Genomic DNA, 21,231 nt, shown 5'->3' on the forward strand with positions numbered 1-21,231 from the left:
CACCCCCTACAGCTTCGGCTTCGCTTTGTGATGTTCTGTTGCCTGTTCAAACGCATGTGCCACTTTATAAATTGTACTCTCGTCAAAGTGCTTTCCGATGATCTGAAGTCCGATCGGCAGTCCATCAGAGAATCCGCATGGTACAGAAATCGCCGGAACACCTGCCAAGTTCACTGGAATGGTTAAAATATCATTCATGTACATCGTTAACGGATCTTTTGTCATCGCTCCGCATTTGAATGAAGCTGATGGCGTTGTGGGTCCGATGATGACATCGTATTTTTCAAAGATGTTCGTAAAGTCTTCTTTTATCAGCGTACGGACTTTCTGCGCCTTTTTATAATACGCATCATAATACCCTGAGCTTAAAGCGAATGTCCCGAGCATAATGCGGCGTTTTACTTCCTCACCAAACCCTTCACTGCGGGATTGCTTGTACATATCGATCAGGTTATTGCTGTTGTCTGAACGCAATCCATAACGGACTCCGTCAAAACGGGAAAGGTTGGCTGAAGCTTCAGATGAAGACAGTAAATAATAGGTTGCCAGGGCGTAGCGTGAATGTGGGAGTGATACCTCTTCCCATGTTGCACCTAAACCTTCGAGTACCTTCAGAGCTTCCATAATGCGCTCTTTAACGTCAGGCTGTACACCTTCTCCAAGGTATTCTTTAGGAACTCCAATTTTTAATCCGTTTACTTCGCCTGTGAAGGAAGCCAGGTAATCCGGGATATCCACCTTTGCAGAGGTTGAATCCATCGGATCGTTCCCTGCAATCGCTTGAAGCAGGTAGGCATTATCTTCAACGTTTTGTGTGATTGGTCCGATCTGGTCAAGGGATGATGCAAAAGCTACAAGTCCATAACGGGATACAAGTCCGTAAGTTGGTTTTAATCCTACCACACCGCAGAATGCGGCTGGCTGACGGATAGAACCCCCTGTATCAGATCCTAATGAGAATAGTACTTCTCCTGCAGACACGGCTGCTGCGGAGGCACCTGAAGATCCACCCGGTACGCAGGAAAGATCCCACGGGTTATGAGTCGGATGGAACCCAGAGTTCTCGTTTGATGATCCCATCGCAAACTCGTCCATGTTCAATTTACCGATCGTGATTGTGTCCGCTTCCGTAAGCTTTTCCACAACCGTTGCATCATAAATCGGTTCAAAGTTTTCAAGAATACGGGATGCACATGTCGTACGGATCCCTTTTGTAACGATATTATCTTTTATTCCGATCGGCATACCAAAAAGCAGTCCTCTATCAGCACCGGAAATAAGTTTTTCGTCCAATTGTTTAGCCTTGATGCGGCTAAATTCCTGGTTTAATGTTAAAAATGCTCTTACTTTATCATCAACTTGATGGATACGGTCAAATGTTGCATCTACAATGTCTGAGACGCTAAGTTCTTTCGTATGTAATAACTGATGCAGTTCTGATATCTTTTTATCTAAAATCGACATACGTGGTCTTTCCTCCTACTCTAAAATGTTCGGAACTTTAAACTGGCCGTCCTTTTGTGCCGGCGCATTTTTCATCGCCTCATCTACTGATACAGAATTTCTGACTTTATCTTCACGAAGGACATTTTTCAATTCCAGCACGTGTGTAGTCGGCTCCACGTTATCTGTGTCGAGTTCCTTTAATTCTTCTGCAAACCCGATTATTTTATCTAATTGTTCAGTCAGCATTTCGGCTTCTTCATCCGTAACAGCTAACCTGGCTAAATGAGCCACGTGTTTCACTTGATCCTTTGAAATTCGAGACAAGCACGCCACCTCCAAGACTTCTTATACCAAAGTATTATTCTGATGATAACAAAAACCTTGTAGGATAGGCAACTTAGGGAGAGAAGATTCGTGTGATTAAGTCTAAATGGAGAGGTATTAGGGCATTTTTTGACAAAGCCCTTCTCTAAAAGATTGTTGCTTTTGGGTCATTTTTTCATTCTCTTCATTGACAAGTTGATTGGAGAGCAAGGTGCGTGCCAGCCACCTGATATACTTCCTGCAAGGCATGCGACGAGGAACAAGCTTCGACTGTTTTGCCTTCAGACGCAGGAGCACATCTCCTGGAAGGTGAGACTCCTAGAGGCGCAACGCGCCGAGAAGGCTCACCGCACGCCCCGCGGAAAGCGAGCGTCCTGGAGCGGAAATCAACCACTTTCAAGAGCAAGAAAGTTTGCGACAACAGCCTTTGTCAAAGCTCGACAAATGAAAAAAACCGACTCAAAACGAACGGTTTTGAATCGGCCTTATCATTAGATACCCCACTCATGAAGTTCTAAACGGCGAACCCCTTCTTTGACGTAAGGATCTTCTTGCGCTAAGTTTTTCGCTTCCTCTAAAGAATCTGCTTTATAAACGACCATTCCGCCTGCACCATCTAAGAATGGGCCCTTAAGATGAACCTTCTCTTGTTCCACTAATTCTTGTAGATAATCCAGATGGGCCTGACGATACTCCTGGTTTAATTCAGGTTTTTCCATATGTAAAATTGCTGCGAAATATGGCATTACGTTTACCTCCTCTATACGAATATCTTCATCTTACTACAGTCCTCAGTATACAAAAAGAAAAACACCCGGTATATCCGGATGTGATCAATCAGTACCATAACTTGAATCTTTTGTTGGATGTCTTAGCATGCCTTCTTTTGGCGGAGCCTTTTTCTCGATAAGGTCTCTATTTATATTCTTATTCCATCCGATATCATTCGTTGGATGAACCCACTCATCCCCTGCCATGATTTCAGGATCAGTATCTGTGGTCCAGTTATTGAGCGGTGAATTAGGTGAATCATAAAAGCTGTCTCCGATCACAACTCCGTGCTCGTTTACAAATGGTGCCTGCATCTTCATGCCTGTTTTTTTAAAGTCTGGAGAACTGATTTGATGTGGCATTGTTTCATCTATATCAACTTCAGGCAGTTCCCTCTTTGTCTCTTTATCTTTTGACATCTCTTTACACCTGCTTTCGTATTGTTATACGATTAACTTCTCCTGAAGCGGCTTGTATAATCCATTTTTTGTTTGTGATCAGGTGAAGACTTATAATTTTTTTTGAAGACTTATAAAAAAATTTGAGGACTTATAAAAAATTTTCAAGACTTATAAATTCTAACGAAGACTTATAAATGAATTTTCCCCAAAATAAAAAGCCCTCTCTCAGTCGAGAAAGGGCTTCATATTTGCTATTAAAGTGTTTCTGAAGTTGTTTTTGCTTGCATGTGAAGGATTAAGTAGTCTGGTCCGCCTGCTTTTGAGTCAGTTCCAGACATGTTGAATCCGCCGAACGGCTGGTATCCAACGATCGCACCTGTACATCCGCGGTTGATGTAGAAGTTACCTACGTGGAACTCTTCACGCGCGCGCTCGATGTGCTCACGGTTGTTAGAAAGAAGTGCACCAGTCAGACCGTACTCTGTGTTGTTTGCGATTTCCATCATGTGATCGAAGTCACGTGCTTTGCAGATCGCTACAACTGGTCCGAAAATCTCTTCTTGCATCAGGCGAGCTTTTTCATCAACGTCAGCAAAGATCGTTGGCTGGATGAAGTAACCTTTAGAGTCGTCTCCTTCTCCACCAGTCATCAGACGGCCTTCTTCTTTACCGATTTCGATGTACTTCATGATTTTGTTATAAGAAGCTTGGTCGATTACCGGCCCCATGTATGTGCTAACTTCTTCAGGGCTACCTACTGTTAGCGTTTTAGTTAAAGCTACTGCTTTTTCTAGAACTTCATCATACACGTCTTGGTGGATAACCGCACGAGATCCAGCAGAACATTTTTGTCCAGAGAATCCGAATGCAGAGTAAACGATTGAGCTTGCTGCTAATTCAAGATCAGCGTCACGGTCAACTACAACTGTGTCTTTTCCGCCCATTTCAGCAATTACACGCTTCAGCCAGATTTGGCCAGGGTGTACTTTCGCTGCGCGCTCATAGATACGGCAGCCCACTTCACGAGAACCTGTAAATGAAACGAAACGCGTTTTCGGGTGATCAACCAGGTAGTCTCCGATTTCTGCACCGCTTCCAGGTACGTAGTTAAGTACGCCTGCAGGAAGTCCTGCTTCTTCCATTACTTGAACGAACATCGCTGCGATAACTGGAGTTGAGTTCGCTGGCTTCAACAATACTGTGTTACCAGAAACGAACGCAGCTGCTGCAGTACCTGCCATGATCGCAAACGGGAAGTTAAATGGAGAGATAACGATACCTACTCCAAGTGGAATGTAGTTAAATTTATTGATTTCGCCATCGCGGCTTACAACTGGCTGACCAGCTTTAAGCTTGATTGCTTGGCGTGCATAGTATTCTAAAAAGTCGATAGCTTCTGCTGTATCAGCATCCGCTTCTTTCCATGGCTTACCTGCTTCTTTTGTAAGCATAGCGGAGAATTCATATTTACGGCGGCGGATGATCGCTGCTGCACGGAACAAGATGTTCGCACGGTGCTCAGGATCCCACTTCTTCCAAGATTCGAAAGCAGTTAATGCAGCTTGCATCGCTTGCTCAGCATGGTCTTGAGTTGCCTTTGAAACAGATCCAATCACTTCTTCTTTGTTGGCTGGATTTATAGAAACAATCTTTTCGTCTGTTGTGATTTTCTCACTGCCGATAACAAGCGGAAACTCTTGTCCAAGCTTAGAATTAATAACCTTCAAGCCTGCCTCATAAGCTTCCTTGTTTGCAGGAACTGAAAAATCCATAAATGGTTCATGACGGTATTCACGTGTCATAATAAATTCCCCTCCTAATAAAGCGTTTTCAAAATTGGGTTTCCCACGTTCATTCTACATGAACATAGCGTTTAGTTCAAACAAACAGAAATAGTCAGAATTCTTTATTTTCAAGGGATGAACTGCTGTTCTGCATCTTCTTTCTAGTTGATGAATGATTAGTACATTTCAGGCTCTTTTCAACTAAAATTCTGGAAAAATTCCGAATAAATATACTCTTGCGTAGCTTAGGTTTTTTTTACGGTACGTGTTCTTTTATTTGTTACAAGTTCGCTCAGGATGAATCGGTTTTCGCTCAAAAACTCGGAGTTTCGCTCAAGATTAACCTCGCTTCGCTCAGAATCTTCTAGTTTCGCTCAATAATCCGCCACTACCGCTCAAACAAAGCTTTTTTCAACCCGAGTTTCCTGTAAAAATACGTACAGTAGAAAAAAAAATGAAAAGCTGACACCAAGCAGACATCATCTGTGTCCTTTTGGGTCAGCTTTTAATCATAAATAAACTATTTTCGATAAATATGAACGAATGGCTCTTCTTGGGTTGTTTCGTCTTTAACAATCAATGCCTCTGGCTGGTCTACAGCTGAACCGATATACACTTCAATCGGAACATCCGGCAATTCTCCCAGTGCAGATGTAGCAACGAATTGAGTAAAGGAAATGATCTCTGCTTTCCCTCGGAACTGAACGGGAATTTCGATTGTCATTCGCTCCAGGTTTCCGTCTTTATAGAAACCTTTTCCGATTACACCGATAAAATTCGGGAAGTATTCCTGAACTTTGGCTTTAAAAGATGTAAATTTCTCGGAATCGCTTCTCTTCTTTTTGGAAGCTGAGTCTGAAGGGAATAAAAGATAATCTTCATCAATATCTTCCCATGAACTGATCGAGTTGCTTCCTTTCTTCACCACTCCAGCCGCAAAGAAGTTTCCTGGTGTCACTGAGTCACGCTCTTCTTCTTGATAAAGAGCAACTACAATCGGAATATCCTGTAATTTAGGGTCTTGACGCAAACGGCTTGCGACTTGCCCGGCAATTTTTTGCGCTTCTTTTTGAACCTTTGCGCGGTCGAGTTTGACCTCACCAGGATAGATGAGACTATTGTGTTTAACGTCATAATAATACGTTGAGTTAAACGATAGCCCAATAACAACTCCGCCGAGCTTTACCTTGCCGTCTCCACTTTGAACAAGATAGTTATGCTCTAATACGTAGGAAAGATATTTCGGGTTATTCTTATTGGCTTCCAGCATTTTATCAACGTATTGAGCGTCACCTTCATCTACTTTAACACCAAGTTTCGGGTTTAAACCTGTTTGATCCAATTCACTTTTACTCTTTCCTGGCTTTTCGTCGGCTCTTCTCAGCCAATTGGTAACAGTAGGTTCATTTAAAAACTGACCTTCCTGGAAAAAGTATTTATCCGTATTGAACGTTTCTTGAGCTACACGCATCAAGCCCATTTCAAACTCGTTTATATCAAGACGGTTATCTACACCATAACGGATAACGCCGCGTGCTCCACCTGGCTCAAATGGAAAAATACTTCGGTAATACTTTTCCCCGGTCTTGATTTCCCCTGTGATGATCGCTTTTTCTTCTTTCTTCCCCTTTTCCTGCACAACCTTTTCTTCTTTTTCCAGCTCATCGTCACCCAGACAGCCAGTTAAAACGAGTAAAAGGCTTAAGAAAAGGAGTCCAACCCGTTTAATCATTACGGACACTCCTCTAATAGTGGTCAGCTCTCGCCAATCTTATTTGTTCAGCTCTTCAACCAATTGCTGCTCATTCCAGATATCGATGCCAAATTTCTTCGCCTTATCAAGCTTAGATCCTGCATCTTCTCCGGCAATCAGCATATCTGTATTTTTACTTACGCTACCGGTAACCTTTGCTCCTAAGCGTTCTAATTTTTCTTTTGCTTCATTCCGGGTCAAAATAGACAGCTTACCAGTTAACACAACGGTTTTCCCTGCAAACGGCGTATCAAGATCCTCAACTTTAACAAGCTTCGGTCCTTTATATGTCATGTTCACACCAAGACTCTGCAGTTCTTCTATCAGCTCTTTTACTTCCGGCTTAGAAAAGTAAAGCTGAATCGAATCAGCCATCTTTTCACCGATTTCTTCTACTTCTAAAAGCTGTTCTTTTGATGCGTTCATTAGTGTTTCCATCGTTTCAAAACGCTGTGCAATCGTCTTAGCCGCTTTTGCTCCAACATGGCGGATACCAAGACCAAATAAAAGACGCTCTAAAGAGTTTTCTTTGGATTTCTCAATAGCGGCAAGTAAATTATCTGCAGATTTTTCACCCATACGTTCTAATTCTAACAGTTTATCACGCTCTAGCTTATATAAATCTGCAACATTATCAATCAGCTTTTCTTTAAACAGCTGAGCGACTACCTTTTCACCAAGTCCGTCAATGTTCATCGCATTTCTGGAAACAAAATGAATGAATCCTTCACGGATCTGTGCAGGACATTGCGGATTTAAGCAGCGAAGTGCCACTTCACCATCTAAGCGTTCAAGTTCGCTGTCACACTCCGGACATTCAGTCGGCATGTGGAAGTCGATTTCGTCACCCGTACGGCGCTCTGTAATAACGTTCACGACTTCAGGAATGATGTCGCCAGCTTTTTTTACAACAACATAATCACCGATCTTGATGTCCTTTTCCCGGATTAAGTCTTCATTATGTAATGAAGCACGCTTGACTGTCGTTCCAGCTACTAAAACAGGCTGAAGGAGCGCGGTTGGTGTAACAACACCTGTACGGCCTACATTCAGCTCGATACCTTCAAGCTTCGTAACAACTTCTTCAGCGGGAAACTTGTATGCGATCGCCCAGCGCGGGTTTTTCGCAGTAAACCCTAATTCTTCTTGCTGATAAAGTGAGTTAACTTTAATAACGATTCCGTCAATCTCGTATGGAAGGTCTGGACGCTTCTCCTGCCAGCCGTTCACAAACTCAATCACTTCATCGATGTTTTCGCACTTCTTCCACTCCGGATTCGTTTTGAAGCCTAAGTGGCTTAAATACGTTAAACTCTCGTCATGCGAATCTACCGTATGGCCTTCCAGCTTACCAACTCCATAAATGAAGATATCAAGGTTCCGGCTTGCGGCAATCTTTGGATCAAGCTGGCGCAATGAACCCGCTGCTGCATTCCTTGGATTTGCAAAAAGCTCCTGACCTTCTTCTTCACGGTGAGCGTTCAGCTTTTGGAATGACTTCTTTGGCATGAACGCTTCTCCGCGCACTTCAAGCATAACCGGATCTTTCAGCTTAAACGGAATGGAACGAATTGTCTTTAAATTGTTAGTAATATCCTCACCGATTGTGCCGTCTCCGCGGGTAGCACCTCTTACAAATCTTCCATCCTCATATAGAAGGGAAACCGCAAGCCCATCGATTTTCAGCTCAGCAACATACGTAACGTTATCTCCAACACCTTCGCGTACCCGTCGGTCAAAATCGCGAAGATCCTGATCATTGAACGCATTTCCAAGACTAAGCATCGGAACGGTGTGTTCAACCTTTTCAAAAAAGTCCAAAACGGCACCGCCTACACGTGATGTAGGCGAATGCTCGTCATGAAGTTCAGGATGATTATTTTCAAGTTCGATCAGCTCTTTCATAAGCTGGTCATATTCAGCATCAGGTACAGACGGTTTGTCCAGCACATGATATTCGTAATTATATTTTTCTAAAAGCTCCCGGAGTTCCAGGATTCTTTCCTTTGCATGTTCTTCGTTCAACCCGTTCCACTCCTTCTATACTTACGCTTTTTCGATCGGGGCAAATTTAGCAAGCAGTCTTTTTACACCAACAGGCTGAGGGAATGCGATGTCGAGTTCAAGCGAATCACCATCACCGCGCATACTTACAACAGTACCCGTTTCCCACTTGCGGTGTTTGACTTTGTCGCCCACTCTCCAATCCAGTTTTTCCCCGCCAGAAGATTGATAGACAGGTGTTACGGTTTTCTTTTTCGGATTCATGAAGGATGGGGTAGATCCACCACCTGAACGGGCTCCAGCACCCCATGGTACAGAAGGTTTCTCCTTTACTTCTGCTTCTATCAAATCATCTGGAATTTCAGCGATAAATCGTGATTCCGGATTTGTTGTTGTACGTCCATAAAGGGTACGCATTCTTGCATTTGTTAAGAAAAGCTCTTCTTCCGCACGTGTAATCCCTACATATGCAAGACGTCGCTCCTCTTCCATCTCGTTTTCTTCAAAAAGTGCACGGCTATGCGGGAATACTCCTTCCTCAAGCCCCATTAAGAAAACAACGGGGAACTCCAGACCTTTTGCAGAGTGAAGCGTCATCAGTACAACCGCTTCTTTCGGCTTGTCTTCTTTTTCAGCTTCTTCATCAAGCTTATCGATATCCGCTACAAGGGCGAGGTCTGTAAGGAAGGCAATAAGCGATTTGTCATCTTGTCTCTTTTCGAAGTCCTGCGTAACGGAAATAAATTCATCGATGTTCTCTAAACGGCTTTGTGCTTCAATCGTTTTCTCTGCTTTCAAAGCATCTCTGTAGCCGGTTTTGCTTAAAACTTCTTCCGTGAGTTCTGTTACTGACAGGTATTCCTGCTGACGCGTCCAGTTCGTGATAAAATCTGTGAACTCTTTTAAGCTGTTTGTTGCACGAGCGCTGAGTCCGATCTGCTCTACTTCTTGCAGTGCCTGGTACATGGACAGGTCATTAGCCGCCGCGTATTGAGCGACTTTATCCATGGAAGACGCACCGATTCCGCGCTTAGGAACGTTAACGATCCGCTGCAAGGAGATATCGTCATCAGGGTTTGAGATCAGACGCAGATAAGCAAGGATGTCTTTAATCTCTTTTCTGTCATAGAACTTTGTACCGCCCACGATGTTGTATGGAATGTTTGACTTTATCAAAACTTCCTCTATAACACGCGACTGGGCGTTCGTTCTGTACAGAATCGCAATATCGTTATAAGAACGTTTGCCTGAAGAAACGGCTTCACGGATCTTACCGGTTACGTAGTAGCTTTCTCCCTGCTCGTCGTCACCTTGATAATACATGATACTTGCTCCTTCTGTATTATCTGTCCAAAGGTTCTTCGGCTTACGGTTCATGTTGTTTTCGATGACTTTGTTAGCTGCTTGAAGAATCTTTTTCGTAGAACGGTAGTTTTGCTCAAGCAAAATAACCTTTGCATCATTGTAATCTTTTTCAAAAGAGAGGATGTTTGCGATATCCGCTCCGCGCCAGCCATAGATCGACTGATCGGAATCACCGACAACACACAGGTTGCGGAAACGGTCAGCAAGCATTTTCACAAGCATATATTGTGCGCGGTTCGTATCCTGATACTCATCCACATGGATGTATTGGAACTTGCGCTGATAGAATTCCAGCACTTCAGGGACTTTCGCAAACAATTGGATCGTCGTCATGATGAGATCGTCAAAATCAAGCGCCTGGTTCTTTCGTAAGCGCTTTTCATAGTTTTCATAAACTTCTTGTACGACACCCTCAAAATGACCGTTCGCAACTTTTGCAAAATCAGCTGCCGTTTTCAGTTCATTTTTTAATGATGAAATTGAACTTAAGATGCCTCGAGGTTCGTATTTTTTCGGGTCGTAGTTTAGATCTTTTAAGATTGCTTTTACAACAGATAATTGATCTGTCGCATCTAAGATCGTAAAGTTACGGTTGATCCCGATCCGGTCGATGTCCCGGCGCAAAATACGCACGCACATGGAGTGGAACGTTGAAATCCAGATCTCTTCCGCTACAGGGCCAGTGATCTTCGCTACCCTTTCCTTCATCTCTCTTGCTGCCTTATTTGTAAAAGTAATCGCCAGGATGTTCCATGGTGCTACCTCTTTTTCCATCATTAAATAAGCGATGCGATGTGTCAGCACACGCGTCTTTCCGCTTCCCGCTCCAGCCATTAACAGCAATGGACCGTCTGTATGTTTTACCGCTGCTTTTTGTTCAGGGTTAAGCCCTGTTAACAGCTTTTCAATCATTTGATGCATACTCATTCTTCATTCACCGCCCGAACATATATTCTCATTATATTTTCGCTTATTTTGCAGTTTTTTTCAACTTTTACCTTTAACTGCTTCAACCGTTTCTATCGCAGCGTTTAGATCGTCATAGACGATGTTGCCGACTACAACAGTGTCTGCAAATTCCGCCATTTCGCCCGCTTGATCAGCTGATGTGATTCCGCCTCCATAATAAAAGACTGCCTTATCCAGCACTTCCCTTACTTGTTTCACGATGTTTGCATCTCCATACGTACCGCTGTATTCCAAATAAAAGATCGGAAGCTGAAACATTTTTTCAGCCATGCGGGCATATGCTACAACATCATCTGAAGTTAGATCCGTATCGGCTTTTGAGCGTTCAGCTGCTGTACAATCAGGATTCACGATGCAATAGCCTTCCGTAATGATCTCGTCCCAGTTCATGATGTCACCGTACTCTTTGAGCGCTTGCTTGTGCAATCCAGTTATAAAGTTAGCATCCTTTGCGTTTAAGACAGTCGGAATATAGTAAAAATCAAACCCTGGTGTGAGGGATTCGATATTTGAAACTTCAAGCACACAAGGAACCGCAAACCTGCGTATTCGTGACATAAGATCCAATGTGTTATCAAGCGTTACCCCTTCAGACCCACCGACAATGACAGCATCCGTACCACTCTCGCAAATGATCTCCAGGTCGCTGTCGCTGATCTCTTTATCTGGGTCAAGCTTAAACACATGCTTCCATTCTCTATAATCAAACATTGTGTTCTTCCTTTCATAAATAAAGGCTGTATTCGTAAACTTTGTTGCTATTTGAAGGGGTTGATTTCCGCTCCAGGATGCTCGCTTTCCGCGGGGCGTGCGGTGAGCCTCCTCGCCGCTATGCGCCTTCGGGGTCTCACCTGTCCCGCTAGTCCCGCAGGAGTCTCGCACCTTCCGCTCCAATCAACTTTCAACGAAGTGAAATCACAAAAATTTTCAAAAGCAACTTTTAGAAATGAGCCTAAATAAAACAACCCGTGCCTGCTTTTTTAACAGACCGCTTTCTGTACTTCTGCATTATATCAAAAATCAAGTTCTCACTCTATGATTCATCATGTGGAAAGATTGTGAAGTTCATACTTCGATTTGGGGAGGAATGCCTGTGCTAATGTGGCATATTGACGACGAAATAATGCTGAAACAGCCAGACTTGAAAGAATCTGAATCTATTTTTATGCTGCTTGAGCATTCGCGTCAGCATCTCGGTCCTTGGATTGGCTGGGTGGACTACACACAATCAAATGGAGAAATGAAGCAGTTTATTAAAACGGTGAATAAAAAAATGAAAGAACAAACAGATGTTGTTCTTTTTATCTGGTATCGGGGTCAGGTTGCGGGATCAGTAGCTCTTTATGACATAAAGTGGCACAACCAATCAGGAATGCTCGGTTATTGGGTTGGTGAAGGATTTGAAGGTCATGGAATTGCGCAGCGGGCAGTAAAGGGGATGCTGATGTACGCGTATTATACGCTCATGCTGAACCGCGTGGAACTCAGGGCAGCTGTTCAAAACGAAAAAAGCATCAAGCTCGCTCGCCGCCTCGGCTTCCAGGCTGAAGGTATTGTGCGGCAGGCGGAATGGATCCGCGGTAACTGCCGCGACCAAGTCCAGATGAGCTTAATGAAGAGTGAGTTTCATTAAAATTCAGGGTTCATAACATATGCTGCATAATCGTAAGCACTTTGTTCTACTTCTGCTTTCAGGAATCCCACGTTAATCATGGTCTTTCCCACGTTAGCGAGCATTAATCCCACGTTAATTTCAAAATACATGATTTTCGACAAAGTTTGGCACGTTTCGATAACTCTTACATTAATTAAAATTCAAACAAAAAACCTGCACATGGCAGGTTTTCCTTATTTATTTCGCTTCTTCCTCTTCATGAACACGATCAAGGACCATTGCATAAGCGTCATTCCCGAAGTTCAGGCAGCGCTTTACACGTGAGATCGTAGCTGTGCTTGCACCTGTTTCGTTCTCGATCTTGTGATAAGTCTTGCCTTGACGAAGCATGCGTGCCACTTCAAGTCTTTGAGCGAGTGATTGAATCTCGTTCATCGTACAAAGATCATCGAAGAAACGATAGCATTCTTCCATATCCTTCAGCGATAGAACAGATTCAAACAGCTGATCCAGCGCTTTTCCACGTAGTTTATCAATTTGCATGAAACATGCACTCCTTTTTCTATTGCATCTTAACTGAATTCTCCATACCGTTAGGCACAATGTTAATCCATGTTTTACCTGGTATTAACGCTCCTCCGTCCGGAACAATTCTTCCATTCTCGTTTTTCCACGAGATTTTCTGTGCAACACCGTTTTGAATCAGAATCGCATCTCCGCCGGATGTTAAATTGATCTCACGTCTCCCGGCATCATCGATTACACGATGTGCTGCCTCTACAATGAATACATTGCTTACGGCGATTGGAGTTTCAGTTTCCCTATCTATTGTCGGTTCATTGTTGCTGCTTCTAGCGTACGTTTTCCTGTTCTTAGAGTACGTAAATCCTACCGTTTCTCCGCGTCCATAATCAACTGTAACCTCGGTTGCTTCTTCACCCTCAAGGTTCATGGAACTTGTTTTTGTCAGAAAAGGAAGCATATCTAGGTCATCTGTTTGATCGGCACCTGTTTTCTCCATCCCTTTCAAAATATTTTCATAGGTGATGTAAGAGTTGTGGGGCGCCTTTCTGAAATCAGCCCGTTTAAACAGACTTCCGTCATAGTCCATGCCGTTCAAGTGATCAACTGTACCGCTGTACAGAATATCTTTTGCTTCAGGACTGTATCCGTGAGCAACGTACAGTGAATTGTACCCTCGGGAAAGCTCAATAAAGTAGTCTCGCGCACTTCGGACAGGTCCGACTGTTTCTGGCATTTCACTTTGAAAGACCGCCAGAAAGCGTGTAAGTTCTCCCTCAGCTAATACTTCGTAAACCATATCTGCTTTATGAAGTCCTGATTGCGGTCTTGCCTTCCAGTGGTTGTTCACCATTACAGCTACAGCACGGTGATCAGTATCCTCGTTCGTCCCAATTCCAGTAAGCGGAAAGACAGAAGTGAATGTTTCTTCTTCTTTCTTATCTTTTTTGGAATCAGATGCCTCGGCTTTATCAACCTTGCCGTCCTCTAGTACCTTTTCTTTCGCGTCTTTACATGCAGAAAGCGTGAATACAAGGATCATAGACATGAAAATAACGTACCACTTTTTCATTGGGCTCACTACCTTTATATCGTTTATTTTGCCCAATCCTTTTCTATATTAACGCATAATCGAAGGAAAGAGTAATCCTTTCTTTTTAACATCGTAAATGCCTCTTTGCGTAATGCGGATATATGGCAAGTGTGTAGAAGAAAAGAACAGCAGCGAATAGATCGGATCCTCGTATAGATAGCCCCGGTCTCTAAGAGCGCTTGTTAAAGCTTTTTCTTCCTCTATTAGTTCTTCTATAGCAAGATTCGACATTCCTCCCGCTAACGGAAGTTTTATCTCAGCAACAACCTCGTCTTTTTCGGTAAGGACGATTCCTCCACCCATCTCTTTCAGCCGCTTAAACGCTAGAGACATGTCTTTTTTGCTTTTACCTATTATGAGCAGGTCTCCTGTATTGGAATAAGAGCTCGCAAACCCATACAGATTCTTGGCAAACCCTTTAACGATCGTGTTGGTCCTCCACTTTCCATCTTTATCGATCAGCATTAAGAAACACTCATCTGATTCTTCGTTAATCTCTTCAGAAAAAGGATTGATCGATACATTATATGGCCGTGTGATCACACTGTTGTACATTTCTATGCCGACAAGCCCAGAAAACTGAAAATCGTCATCCTGCAGATCCCAATCAATCTTTCTTTGTGAGATGCCATGGCCTTCCCAGTCAAACTCAAAATCTTTGTCTTTACTTATATCTACTCCATCTTGCTTCATCCATTTTCCTTTTGCCAAAACCGAAACAGGAAGAGGATGGTTAACATCATCTAAAATATTCAAGTGCGCAACACGCCCAGGGGCAACCATTCCAAAAAGATGATCCAGTCCGTAATATCTCGCCACGTTATAGGAGACCATCATATACGCATCAACAGGATCAATGCCCGCTTCTAACGCGATTGAAAGCATTTTATCTGTAACGCCTTCTTCATAAAAAGCAGGAGTCGATCCATCTGTCGTAAAGAAAATCCGTTCAAAGTTCGTTATTCCCTCTTCTTTCATCTGGCGCAGCAGCTTTGGAAGGTCTGGACGAATCGAAGAATAGCGAAGTGACACTTGCAGACCTGCATTCAACCGGTCCATCACCTCGGTCCCTGTCATTGCTTCATGGTCGCAATCCACACCAAGCAGCGTCATCGCCGTTAATGTTTTCTCTGAAGCGCCCGGCAGATGTCCTTCGATCTTTTTGCCCGCTTTTTTCGTCTGCAGCATCCAGTGCAAAAGTGTATCATCACCCTGCAGAACACGTGGCCAGCTTGTCAGTTCACCGCCTTGAAGAACATACGGGCTTTCAAGCAGCTTTTTAATCGATGTTTCCGAAAAATATTTTTCCTCTTCCACTAGCTCTGTTTGTGCATCGTAACGGCACCACCAAAAGAAATTGGCCGGCATTTCATTTACATTTTCCATAAAAGAAAGCGCTTTCGAAATATTCATTTCAAAAAGAAGCATGAAGTTATCAGCTAAAAATACAGAGGTCCCACGCTGTAATGCATATCGGGAGAGCGTCTGGGGATTATAAAGTTGAAACGGGTGACAGTGCGGTTCAATATAGCCGGGCACAACAAACTGGCCATCAAGATCAGCGTATTCGGTACCTGAATCCTTTGCCGGCAGCTTCTCGCCGACATAAACAATACGGTCTTCTAATATCCAGATATTTGCTTTTGTCCATTTTTTAAGGGCTGTATGAAGATACGTAGCATTTTTCAGGACAAGCGACGGTGCCATTTCACCTTGAATGACGGCCACTTGTTTGCGCATTTGTGATTTCTTCCAAAACGCGATGTGTTGGTTCATGTTAGATTCACCTGTCTTCTCTGAAAATTTCGTTTTTTTCAAGAATACCATATTCACCAAGTAAATTGGTAAAAATCGAAAGGAGTATCTCTATGAGACAAAATATTGGTTTAGTAAACAGTATGATTCGTATTATTGCAGGCTTAACGCTTCTCTCTGTATATACGGCTAAGCTGACAAGAAAGCCTTACAAAGAATCGTATATTCTCATGATCATGATGGCTGCAATGAAGGTAGCTGAGGGTATTGTGCGATACTGCCCAATGACTGAACTGCTTCACAAAAGCAAAGAGATGAACGATATGGATCTAGGAACTATCGCAAAAGAAGGTTCACCATTTAATCCTTCTTGATCTAGATCCAATGAAAAAAGGCTGACCATAAAATCGGCCAGCCACTAGCAAAGCTTACATGCACACTGCGAGTTGCACGAGTAATCGCAGGTGCATGGATACTTTTCGGAAGAGATTCGACTCTTATCAATAAACAAAAGGAGGTTAGCAGCATCATGAACTATGAATACTTAATGGATACTGCTTTTCTTTATATTATGCTTATTGGCGGGATCATCGCCATTGCATTTGTATTTGTTAGGAAGAGACGTGTGAAATAGCTTTATATCCGATATCCTTACGATAAAAAGAACCTTCGCACGTAATCTTTTTCATCTCTTCATAAACTTTTCTTTGTGCATCATCAAGAGAGTTTCCTTTTGAAGCAACTAACAGCACTCTGCCGCCATTCGTTTGCAGACCCTCATCAGAGCGTTTTGTACCAGCATGAAACACGTTCGTTTCCTTATCTATGACTTCCAGCCCTTCAATAAGCTTTGGTTCAGATGATGAGACAGGATAACCTTCTGATGCTAGAACAACCCCAAGGACCGCTTCTTTAGACCAGCGAAGTTCTGGCTTATGTCCATCTAATAGCTGAATCAGTAATTCCGCCAGGTCATTTTCAAGTCTTGGTAAAACAACTTGTGTTTCAGGATCTCCAAACCGCGCGTTGAACTCAATAACTTTAGGTCCTTCTTTTGTTAATATAAGACCTGCATAAAGGATTCCTGTAAAAGGTGTACTTTCTTGTTTCATCGCTTTTACTGTCGGCATTACGATTTCCTGAATCGCTTTTTGAACCGCTTCATCAGAAATTTGCGGAACCGGTGAATAAGCTCCCATTCCGCCTGTGTTTGGTCCATTATCACCGTCATGTGCACGTTTATGATCTTGTGCGATTTCCATCGGAAGTACGATCTCGCCATGAACGAATGACATTAATGAAAACTCTTCACCATCTAAAAATTCCTCAATAACTACCTTTTCGCTTGCTGCACCGAACCGTTTGTCGACCATTAGCTCATGTAAGCCTTCTTCAGCATCTTTCAGCGTCGTCGCAACAATAACTCCCTTGCCAGCTGCAAGACCATCCGCTTTCAATACAATGGGCGCACCCTTTTCTCTTATATAATGGAGCGCCTGATCGTAATTTGTGAACGTTTCTGAAGAAGCAGTCGGGATGCCGTACTTTTGCATCAAGTTTTTCGCAAACGATTTGCTGCCTTCTATTTGCGCTGCAGCTTTTGACGGACCAAAAATTGCGAGACCTGCTTCTTTAAACCGGTCTACGACTCCTTCAAGCAAAGGTACTTCAGGCCCTACAAAAGTAAGTGCGATCTCTTTTGATTTTGCAAAAGAGACAAGCTCGTCAATTTCGTTTTCTTGGATCGGTACATTTTCAGCGATTTTTTCAGTTCCAGGATTACCTGGTGCAGCGAATACACGTGACACGCTTGGACTGTTGGCAAACTTCCAGACGAGCGCATGCTCACGTCCGCCTTTTCCGATGACAAGAACGTTCATGATTGTAGTCCTCCCTTTTAAGAAATGCTTGAATTACTCTACTTTCAAAAGGCTATTTTCTTTCGCAAGCGACGAGGAAGCTCTTTTCCGCAGGATTTCCTTGTAGAAAGACCACCGCATGCCCCGCGGAAAAGTGAGCATCCACAGTTAGGAGCAGCAGAACAGATGAAAAACGGTGTTTTACGGTACGTGTTCTTATATTTATTACACGTTCGCTCAAACTTATGGAGGTTTCGCTCAAAAACGCCGAGTTACGCTCAGAATTCTCTAGCTGCGCTCAAACTACCTCTCGTTTCGCTCAAAATATCCTTTTTTCGCTCAAATTACCTCTTCTAGAAACTGTAGCGCAAATTAACTCTTAAAAAATAGCATATCCTTAATGTTTAAAATGTCTTACGCCAGTAAACACCATCGTAATGCCGTGTTCATCTGCTTTTTTAATGGAATCTTCGTCCTTTATAGATCCTCCTGGCTGAATGATCGCTGTTACACCAGCGAGTGCCGCCGCTTCAACCGTATCATCCATCGGGAAGAACGCATCAGAACCTAGAGCAGAACCTTTCGCTCGAACACCAGCTTGTTCAATCGCAATCTTCGCTGCACCAACTCGGTTCATCTGACCAGCACCAACTCCTACCGTCATTTCGTCCTTCGTTAGAACAATTGCGTTGGATTTCACGTGTTTTACAACTTTCCAAGCAAGTCGTAAATCTTTCCATTCCTGCTCAGTAGGCTGGCGTTTTGTAGGAATCGTCACGTTCGCATCATCAAGTCCATAAACATCTTCATCCTGAACGAGCATACCGCCAGATACGGTTGTTACTTTCTTTGCGATCCCTTTTCCTTCAGTAAAATCAAGCTTCAGCAAGCGGATGTTCTTCTTTTTCGTTAGAATCGATAACGCTTCTTCTGTAAAGGAAGGGGCAATTATGATTTCAAGAAAAATCTCAGCCATCTTCTCAGCCGTCTTAGCATCAATTTCCGTGTTGGATGCGATGATTCCGCCAAAGATTGAGATCGGATCCGCTTCAAAAGCACGCGTATAAGCTTCTAAAACAGTCGAGCCTGTACCAACTCCGCATGGGTTCATATGCTTTACTGCCACTACAGCCGGGTCTGTAAATTCTTTTACAATCGAAAGTGCAGCATCAGCGTCATTGATGTTGTTGTAGGAAAGCTCTTTTCCGTGAAGCTGCTCCGCGTTTGTTAACGAAAGTGTACCCGCAAGTGGTTTCGCATAAAACGCCGCTTTTTGATGAGGGTTTTCCCCGTAGCGAAGATCCTGCTTCTTTTCATACGTTACTGTAAACGACTCTGGATGCTCTTCTTCTACAGCTGCAGTTAAGTATTCAGCAATAAGCGCGTCATATGCCGCTGTGTGACGGAACGTTTTCGCTGCAAGTCTGCGGCGCGTCTCATCACTCACTGAACCTGCGCCCTCTAGTTCACCCGCAACCGTTTCATAATCTTCAGGATCAACGACTACAGTGACATAGGCATGATTTTTCGCTGCTGATCGAAGCATACTCGGACCGCCAATATCAATGTTTTCAATTGCGTCAGCAAATGTTGTGCCCTCTTTAGCAATCGTTTCTTTAAAGGGATATAAGTTAACGACTACTAGATCGATCGGTGAAATCTCGTTTTCTTGCATCGCTTTTTGATGGCTCTCATTATCACGGACCGCTAGAAGTCCGCCATGAATCTTAGGGTGCAATGTTTTAACCCGGCCATCCATGATCTCAGGAAAACCTGTTACTTCAGAAATCCCGATTACGGGAATGCCAGCATCTTCTAAAGCTTTTTTCGTTCCTCCAGTCGAGATGATCTCGACGCCATGACTTGCAAGCTTTTCTGCAAAAGGAAGCAAGCCTTCTTTGTTGGATACAGAAACTAGTGCTCGTTTTATAGTCATTGTACAAGGCCTCCTATGGTGTCTTTTTGTAAAAGTTTGTTTATGATGGCTGGGTACAATTGATGTTCAGCATTCTGTATGCGCTTTTGAAGCATTTCTCTTGTATCTCCAGGCCGTACCGGGATTTTCACCTGTTCGATAATCGGCCCTGTGTCCATTCCGCTGTCCACATAATGAACGGTCACGCCCGTTTCTGCAACATCTGCTTCCAATGCCTGACCTACTGCATCCTTACCCGGAAATGCAGGAAGGTAAGAGGGATGAATGTTTAATATTCTTCCTTCATACGCCTCTAGCAGCACCTCTCCAATAAGCCGCATATAGCCTGCCAGAACAATTAACTTAACGTTATATGCCTCTAGTTCACTAACGATTTCTTTCTCAAAATGCGCTTTAGAAGCAAAGGTATTCGGTACAAACGTAAAAATCGGAATGTGAAGCTTGCGTGCCCGTTCAATAACTTGTGCACCGGGTTTATCACAAACTAAAAGCGAGATTTCAGCTTGCAGGATTCCTTTACCAACAGCATCTGCAATCGCTTGAAAGTTGCTTCCGCTTCCAGAAGCAAACACCGCTATCCTGTTCATTCGATTGAACCTCCGCCAAAGATAACACCTTCGCCTTTTTTCACGCGCCCGATAATATACGGCTTCTCACCTGTTTCTTCTAAAAGGCGGATCACCGGCAGCATGTTCTCTTCTGATACAGCAAGCACCATGCCGATTCCCATATTGAACGTTTTAAACATTTCCTTGCGCGTGAGGTTTCCTTTTTCCTCGATCAAATCGAAAACAAGAGGAACAGGCCATGAGCCATAATCAATCTCTGCAGCTAGTCCTTCTGGCAGCATACGCGGAATATTTTCGATAAACCCGCCGCCCGTTATATGCGCCACGCCATTTACAGCGTACTTATCGAACACTTCCAACAACGGTTTTACATAGATGCGTGTAGGTGTCAGCAGTTCTTCACCAAGAGGTTTAGAAAAGCCTTCATATTGTTCGTTCAAATCCAGTTTTGCCTTTTCTAATAAAACTTTTCGTACGAGAGAAAACCCGTTTGAGTGCAGCCCATTAGATGCAAGTCCGATTAATACATCGTTCTCCCCAATGTTCGAACCGTTAATCAGCTTTGATTTCTCAGCAATACCTACTGTAAAACCGGCAAGGTCGTATTCCTCACTGTCATACATGCCAGGCATCTCAGCTGTTTCTCCCCCGATAAGTGCGCAGCCTGCCTGCTCACAGCCGTCCGCAATTCCTTTTACGATATGTTCTATTCTTTCTGGGTGAAGTGTGCCGCAAGCGATATAGTCCAGGAAATAAAGCGGCTCGGCTCCTTGCGCAACAATGTCGTTTACACACATGGCAACAGCGTCAACACCAATTGTGTCGTGCTTATCTACCATAAAGGCGAGCATTAATTTTGTTCCTACTCCATCTGTTCCAGAAACGAGCACCGGCTCTTTATGCGAGAAACCTGACAGATCAAACATCGCGCCAAACCCGCCAAGTCCTGCAAGCACTTCAGGTCGCTTTGTTCTCAATGCATGTTTCTTGATCCGGTCAACTGCTTCATAACCTGCTTCTATATTCACTCCTGCTTGCTTATATGCTTCTGCCATCAACTTCTCC

At 43.5% G+C, this 21,231-nt stretch carries 19 protein-coding genes; 3 read left to right on the forward strand and 16 right to left on the reverse strand.

Annotated features, from left to right (window positions below; genetic code table 11):
• Positions 1–6: 6 nt before the first annotated feature.
• The 9 genes from gatA to M3196_RS16325 form a co-directional block, all read right to left on the reverse strand.
• Positions 7–1,464: an Asp-tRNA(Asn)/Glu-tRNA(Gln) amidotransferase subunit GatA gene (gatA, locus tag M3196_RS16285; RefSeq protein WP_251323369.1), complete on the reverse strand. Its 1,458-nt coding sequence runs from the start codon at positions 1,462–1,464 to the stop codon at positions 7–9.
• 15 nt (positions 1,465–1,479) lie between these two features.
• Positions 1,480–1,770 (reverse strand): Asp-tRNA(Asn)/Glu-tRNA(Gln) amidotransferase subunit GatC, encoded by a 291-nt coding sequence (gatC, locus tag M3196_RS16290; protein ID WP_251323370.1) that lies wholly within the window; start codon positions 1,768–1,770, stop codon positions 1,480–1,482.
• Between the two features lie 491 nt (positions 1,771–2,261).
• Entirely contained in the window at positions 2,262–2,516 is a 255-nt protein-coding gene (locus M3196_RS16295) for a YciI family protein (protein ID WP_251323371.1), read from the reverse strand.
• 87 nt (positions 2,517–2,603) lie between these two features.
• Positions 2,604–2,960 (reverse strand): DUF3905 domain-containing protein, encoded by a 357-nt coding sequence (locus M3196_RS16300; protein WP_251323372.1) that lies wholly within the window; start codon positions 2,958–2,960, stop codon positions 2,604–2,606.
• Between the two features lie 236 nt (positions 2,961–3,196).
• The gene (pruA, locus tag M3196_RS16305; protein ID WP_251323373.1) at positions 3,197–4,744 is read right to left on the reverse strand and encodes an L-glutamate gamma-semialdehyde dehydrogenase; all 1,548 of its coding nucleotides are present in this window, start codon (positions 4,742–4,744) and stop codon (positions 3,197–3,199) included.
• Positions 4,745–5,246: 502 nt separating this feature from the next.
• Entirely contained in the window at positions 5,247–6,458 is a 1,212-nt protein-coding gene (locus tag M3196_RS16310) for a CamS family sex pheromone protein (RefSeq protein ID WP_251323374.1), read from the reverse strand.
• 39 nt (positions 6,459–6,497) lie between these two features.
• Complete coding sequence (gene ligA, locus M3196_RS16315; RefSeq protein WP_251323375.1) at positions 6,498–8,504, reverse strand: NAD-dependent DNA ligase LigA; 2,007 nt, start codon at positions 8,502–8,504, stop codon at positions 6,498–6,500.
• 21 nt (positions 8,505–8,525) lie between these two features.
• Positions 8,526–10,769: a DNA helicase PcrA gene (pcrA, locus tag M3196_RS16320; protein WP_251323406.1), complete on the reverse strand. Its 2,244-nt coding sequence runs from the start codon at positions 10,767–10,769 to the stop codon at positions 8,526–8,528.
• Between the two features lie 66 nt (positions 10,770–10,835).
• Positions 10,836–11,528, reverse strand: a complete 693-nt coding sequence (locus tag M3196_RS16325; protein ID WP_251323376.1) for a heptaprenylglyceryl phosphate synthase — start codon at positions 11,526–11,528, stop codon at positions 10,836–10,838.
• 388 nt (positions 11,529–11,916) lie between these two features.
• Here M3196_RS16325 and M3196_RS16330 point away from each other — a divergent pair, with 388 nt between their 5' ends.
• The gene (locus tag M3196_RS16330; protein ID WP_251323407.1) at positions 11,917–12,450 is read left to right on the forward strand and encodes a GNAT family N-acetyltransferase; all 534 of its coding nucleotides are present in this window, start codon (positions 11,917–11,919) and stop codon (positions 12,448–12,450) included.
• A gap of 219 nt (positions 12,451–12,669) precedes the next feature.
• On the opposite strand, the gene M3196_RS16335 is transcribed toward M3196_RS16330, so the two are convergent.
• The 3 genes from M3196_RS16335 to M3196_RS16345 are packed head-to-tail and all read right to left on the reverse strand — an operon-like array spanning position 12,670 to position 15,823.
• A complete protein-coding gene (locus M3196_RS16335) occupies positions 12,670–12,975 on the reverse strand; it encodes a YerC/YecD family TrpR-related protein (protein ID WP_251323377.1) in 306 nt (101 codons plus the stop codon).
• Between the two features lie 19 nt (positions 12,976–12,994).
• Positions 12,995–14,026: a DUF3048 domain-containing protein gene (locus M3196_RS16340; RefSeq protein ID WP_251323378.1), complete on the reverse strand. Its 1,032-nt coding sequence runs from the start codon at positions 14,024–14,026 to the stop codon at positions 12,995–12,997.
• Positions 14,027–14,074: 48 nt separating this feature from the next.
• Positions 14,075–15,823, reverse strand: coding sequence for an adenine deaminase C-terminal domain-containing protein (locus M3196_RS16345; protein ID WP_251323379.1), 1,749 nt, complete (start codon positions 15,821–15,823; stop codon positions 14,075–14,077).
• Positions 15,824–15,915: 92 nt separating this feature from the next.
• Here M3196_RS16345 and M3196_RS16350 point away from each other — a divergent pair, with 92 nt between their 5' ends.
• Positions 15,916–16,176 (forward strand): YgaP family membrane protein, encoded by a 261-nt coding sequence (locus M3196_RS16350; protein WP_251323380.1) that lies wholly within the window; start codon positions 15,916–15,918, stop codon positions 16,174–16,176.
• A gap of 155 nt (positions 16,177–16,331) precedes the next feature.
• On the forward strand, positions 16,332–16,436 hold the full coding sequence (locus M3196_RS22120) for an EYxxD motif small membrane protein (protein ID WP_338082959.1): 105 nt from the start codon (positions 16,332–16,334) through the stop codon (positions 16,434–16,436).
• On the opposite strand, the gene purD is transcribed toward M3196_RS22120, so the two are convergent.
• The 4 genes from purD to purM form a co-directional block, all read right to left on the reverse strand.
• Complete coding sequence (purD, locus tag M3196_RS16355; RefSeq protein ID WP_251323381.1) at positions 16,414–17,682, reverse strand: phosphoribosylamine--glycine ligase; 1,269 nt, start codon at positions 17,680–17,682, stop codon at positions 16,414–16,416. The two genes, M3196_RS22120 and purD, sit on opposite strands and share 23 nt — an antisense overlap.
• A gap of 376 nt (positions 17,683–18,058) precedes the next feature.
• A complete protein-coding gene (gene purH / locus M3196_RS16360; RefSeq protein ID WP_251323382.1) occupies positions 18,059–19,597 on the reverse strand; it encodes a bifunctional phosphoribosylaminoimidazolecarboxamide formyltransferase/IMP cyclohydrolase in 1,539 nt (512 codons plus the stop codon).
• Positions 19,594–20,184 carry a phosphoribosylglycinamide formyltransferase gene (gene purN / locus M3196_RS16365; protein WP_251323383.1) on the reverse strand — a complete coding sequence of 197 codons (591 nt, stop codon included), beginning with the start codon at positions 20,182–20,184 and terminating at the stop codon, positions 19,594–19,596. The genes purH and purN overlap by 4 nt, the downstream gene beginning before the upstream one ends.
• Positions 20,181–21,221, reverse strand: a complete 1,041-nt coding sequence (purM, locus tag M3196_RS16370; protein WP_251323384.1) for a phosphoribosylformylglycinamidine cyclo-ligase — start codon at positions 21,219–21,221, stop codon at positions 20,181–20,183. Before purM ends, purN begins: the two co-directional genes overlap by 4 nt.
• Between the last annotated feature and the right edge of the window lie 10 nt (positions 21,222–21,231).

Origin of the sequence: Fictibacillus nanhaiensis, from assembly GCF_023715445.1 — a bacterium.
Classification (GTDB): Bacteria; Bacillota; Bacilli; order Bacillales; family Fictibacillaceae; genus Fictibacillus; species Fictibacillus nanhaiensis_D.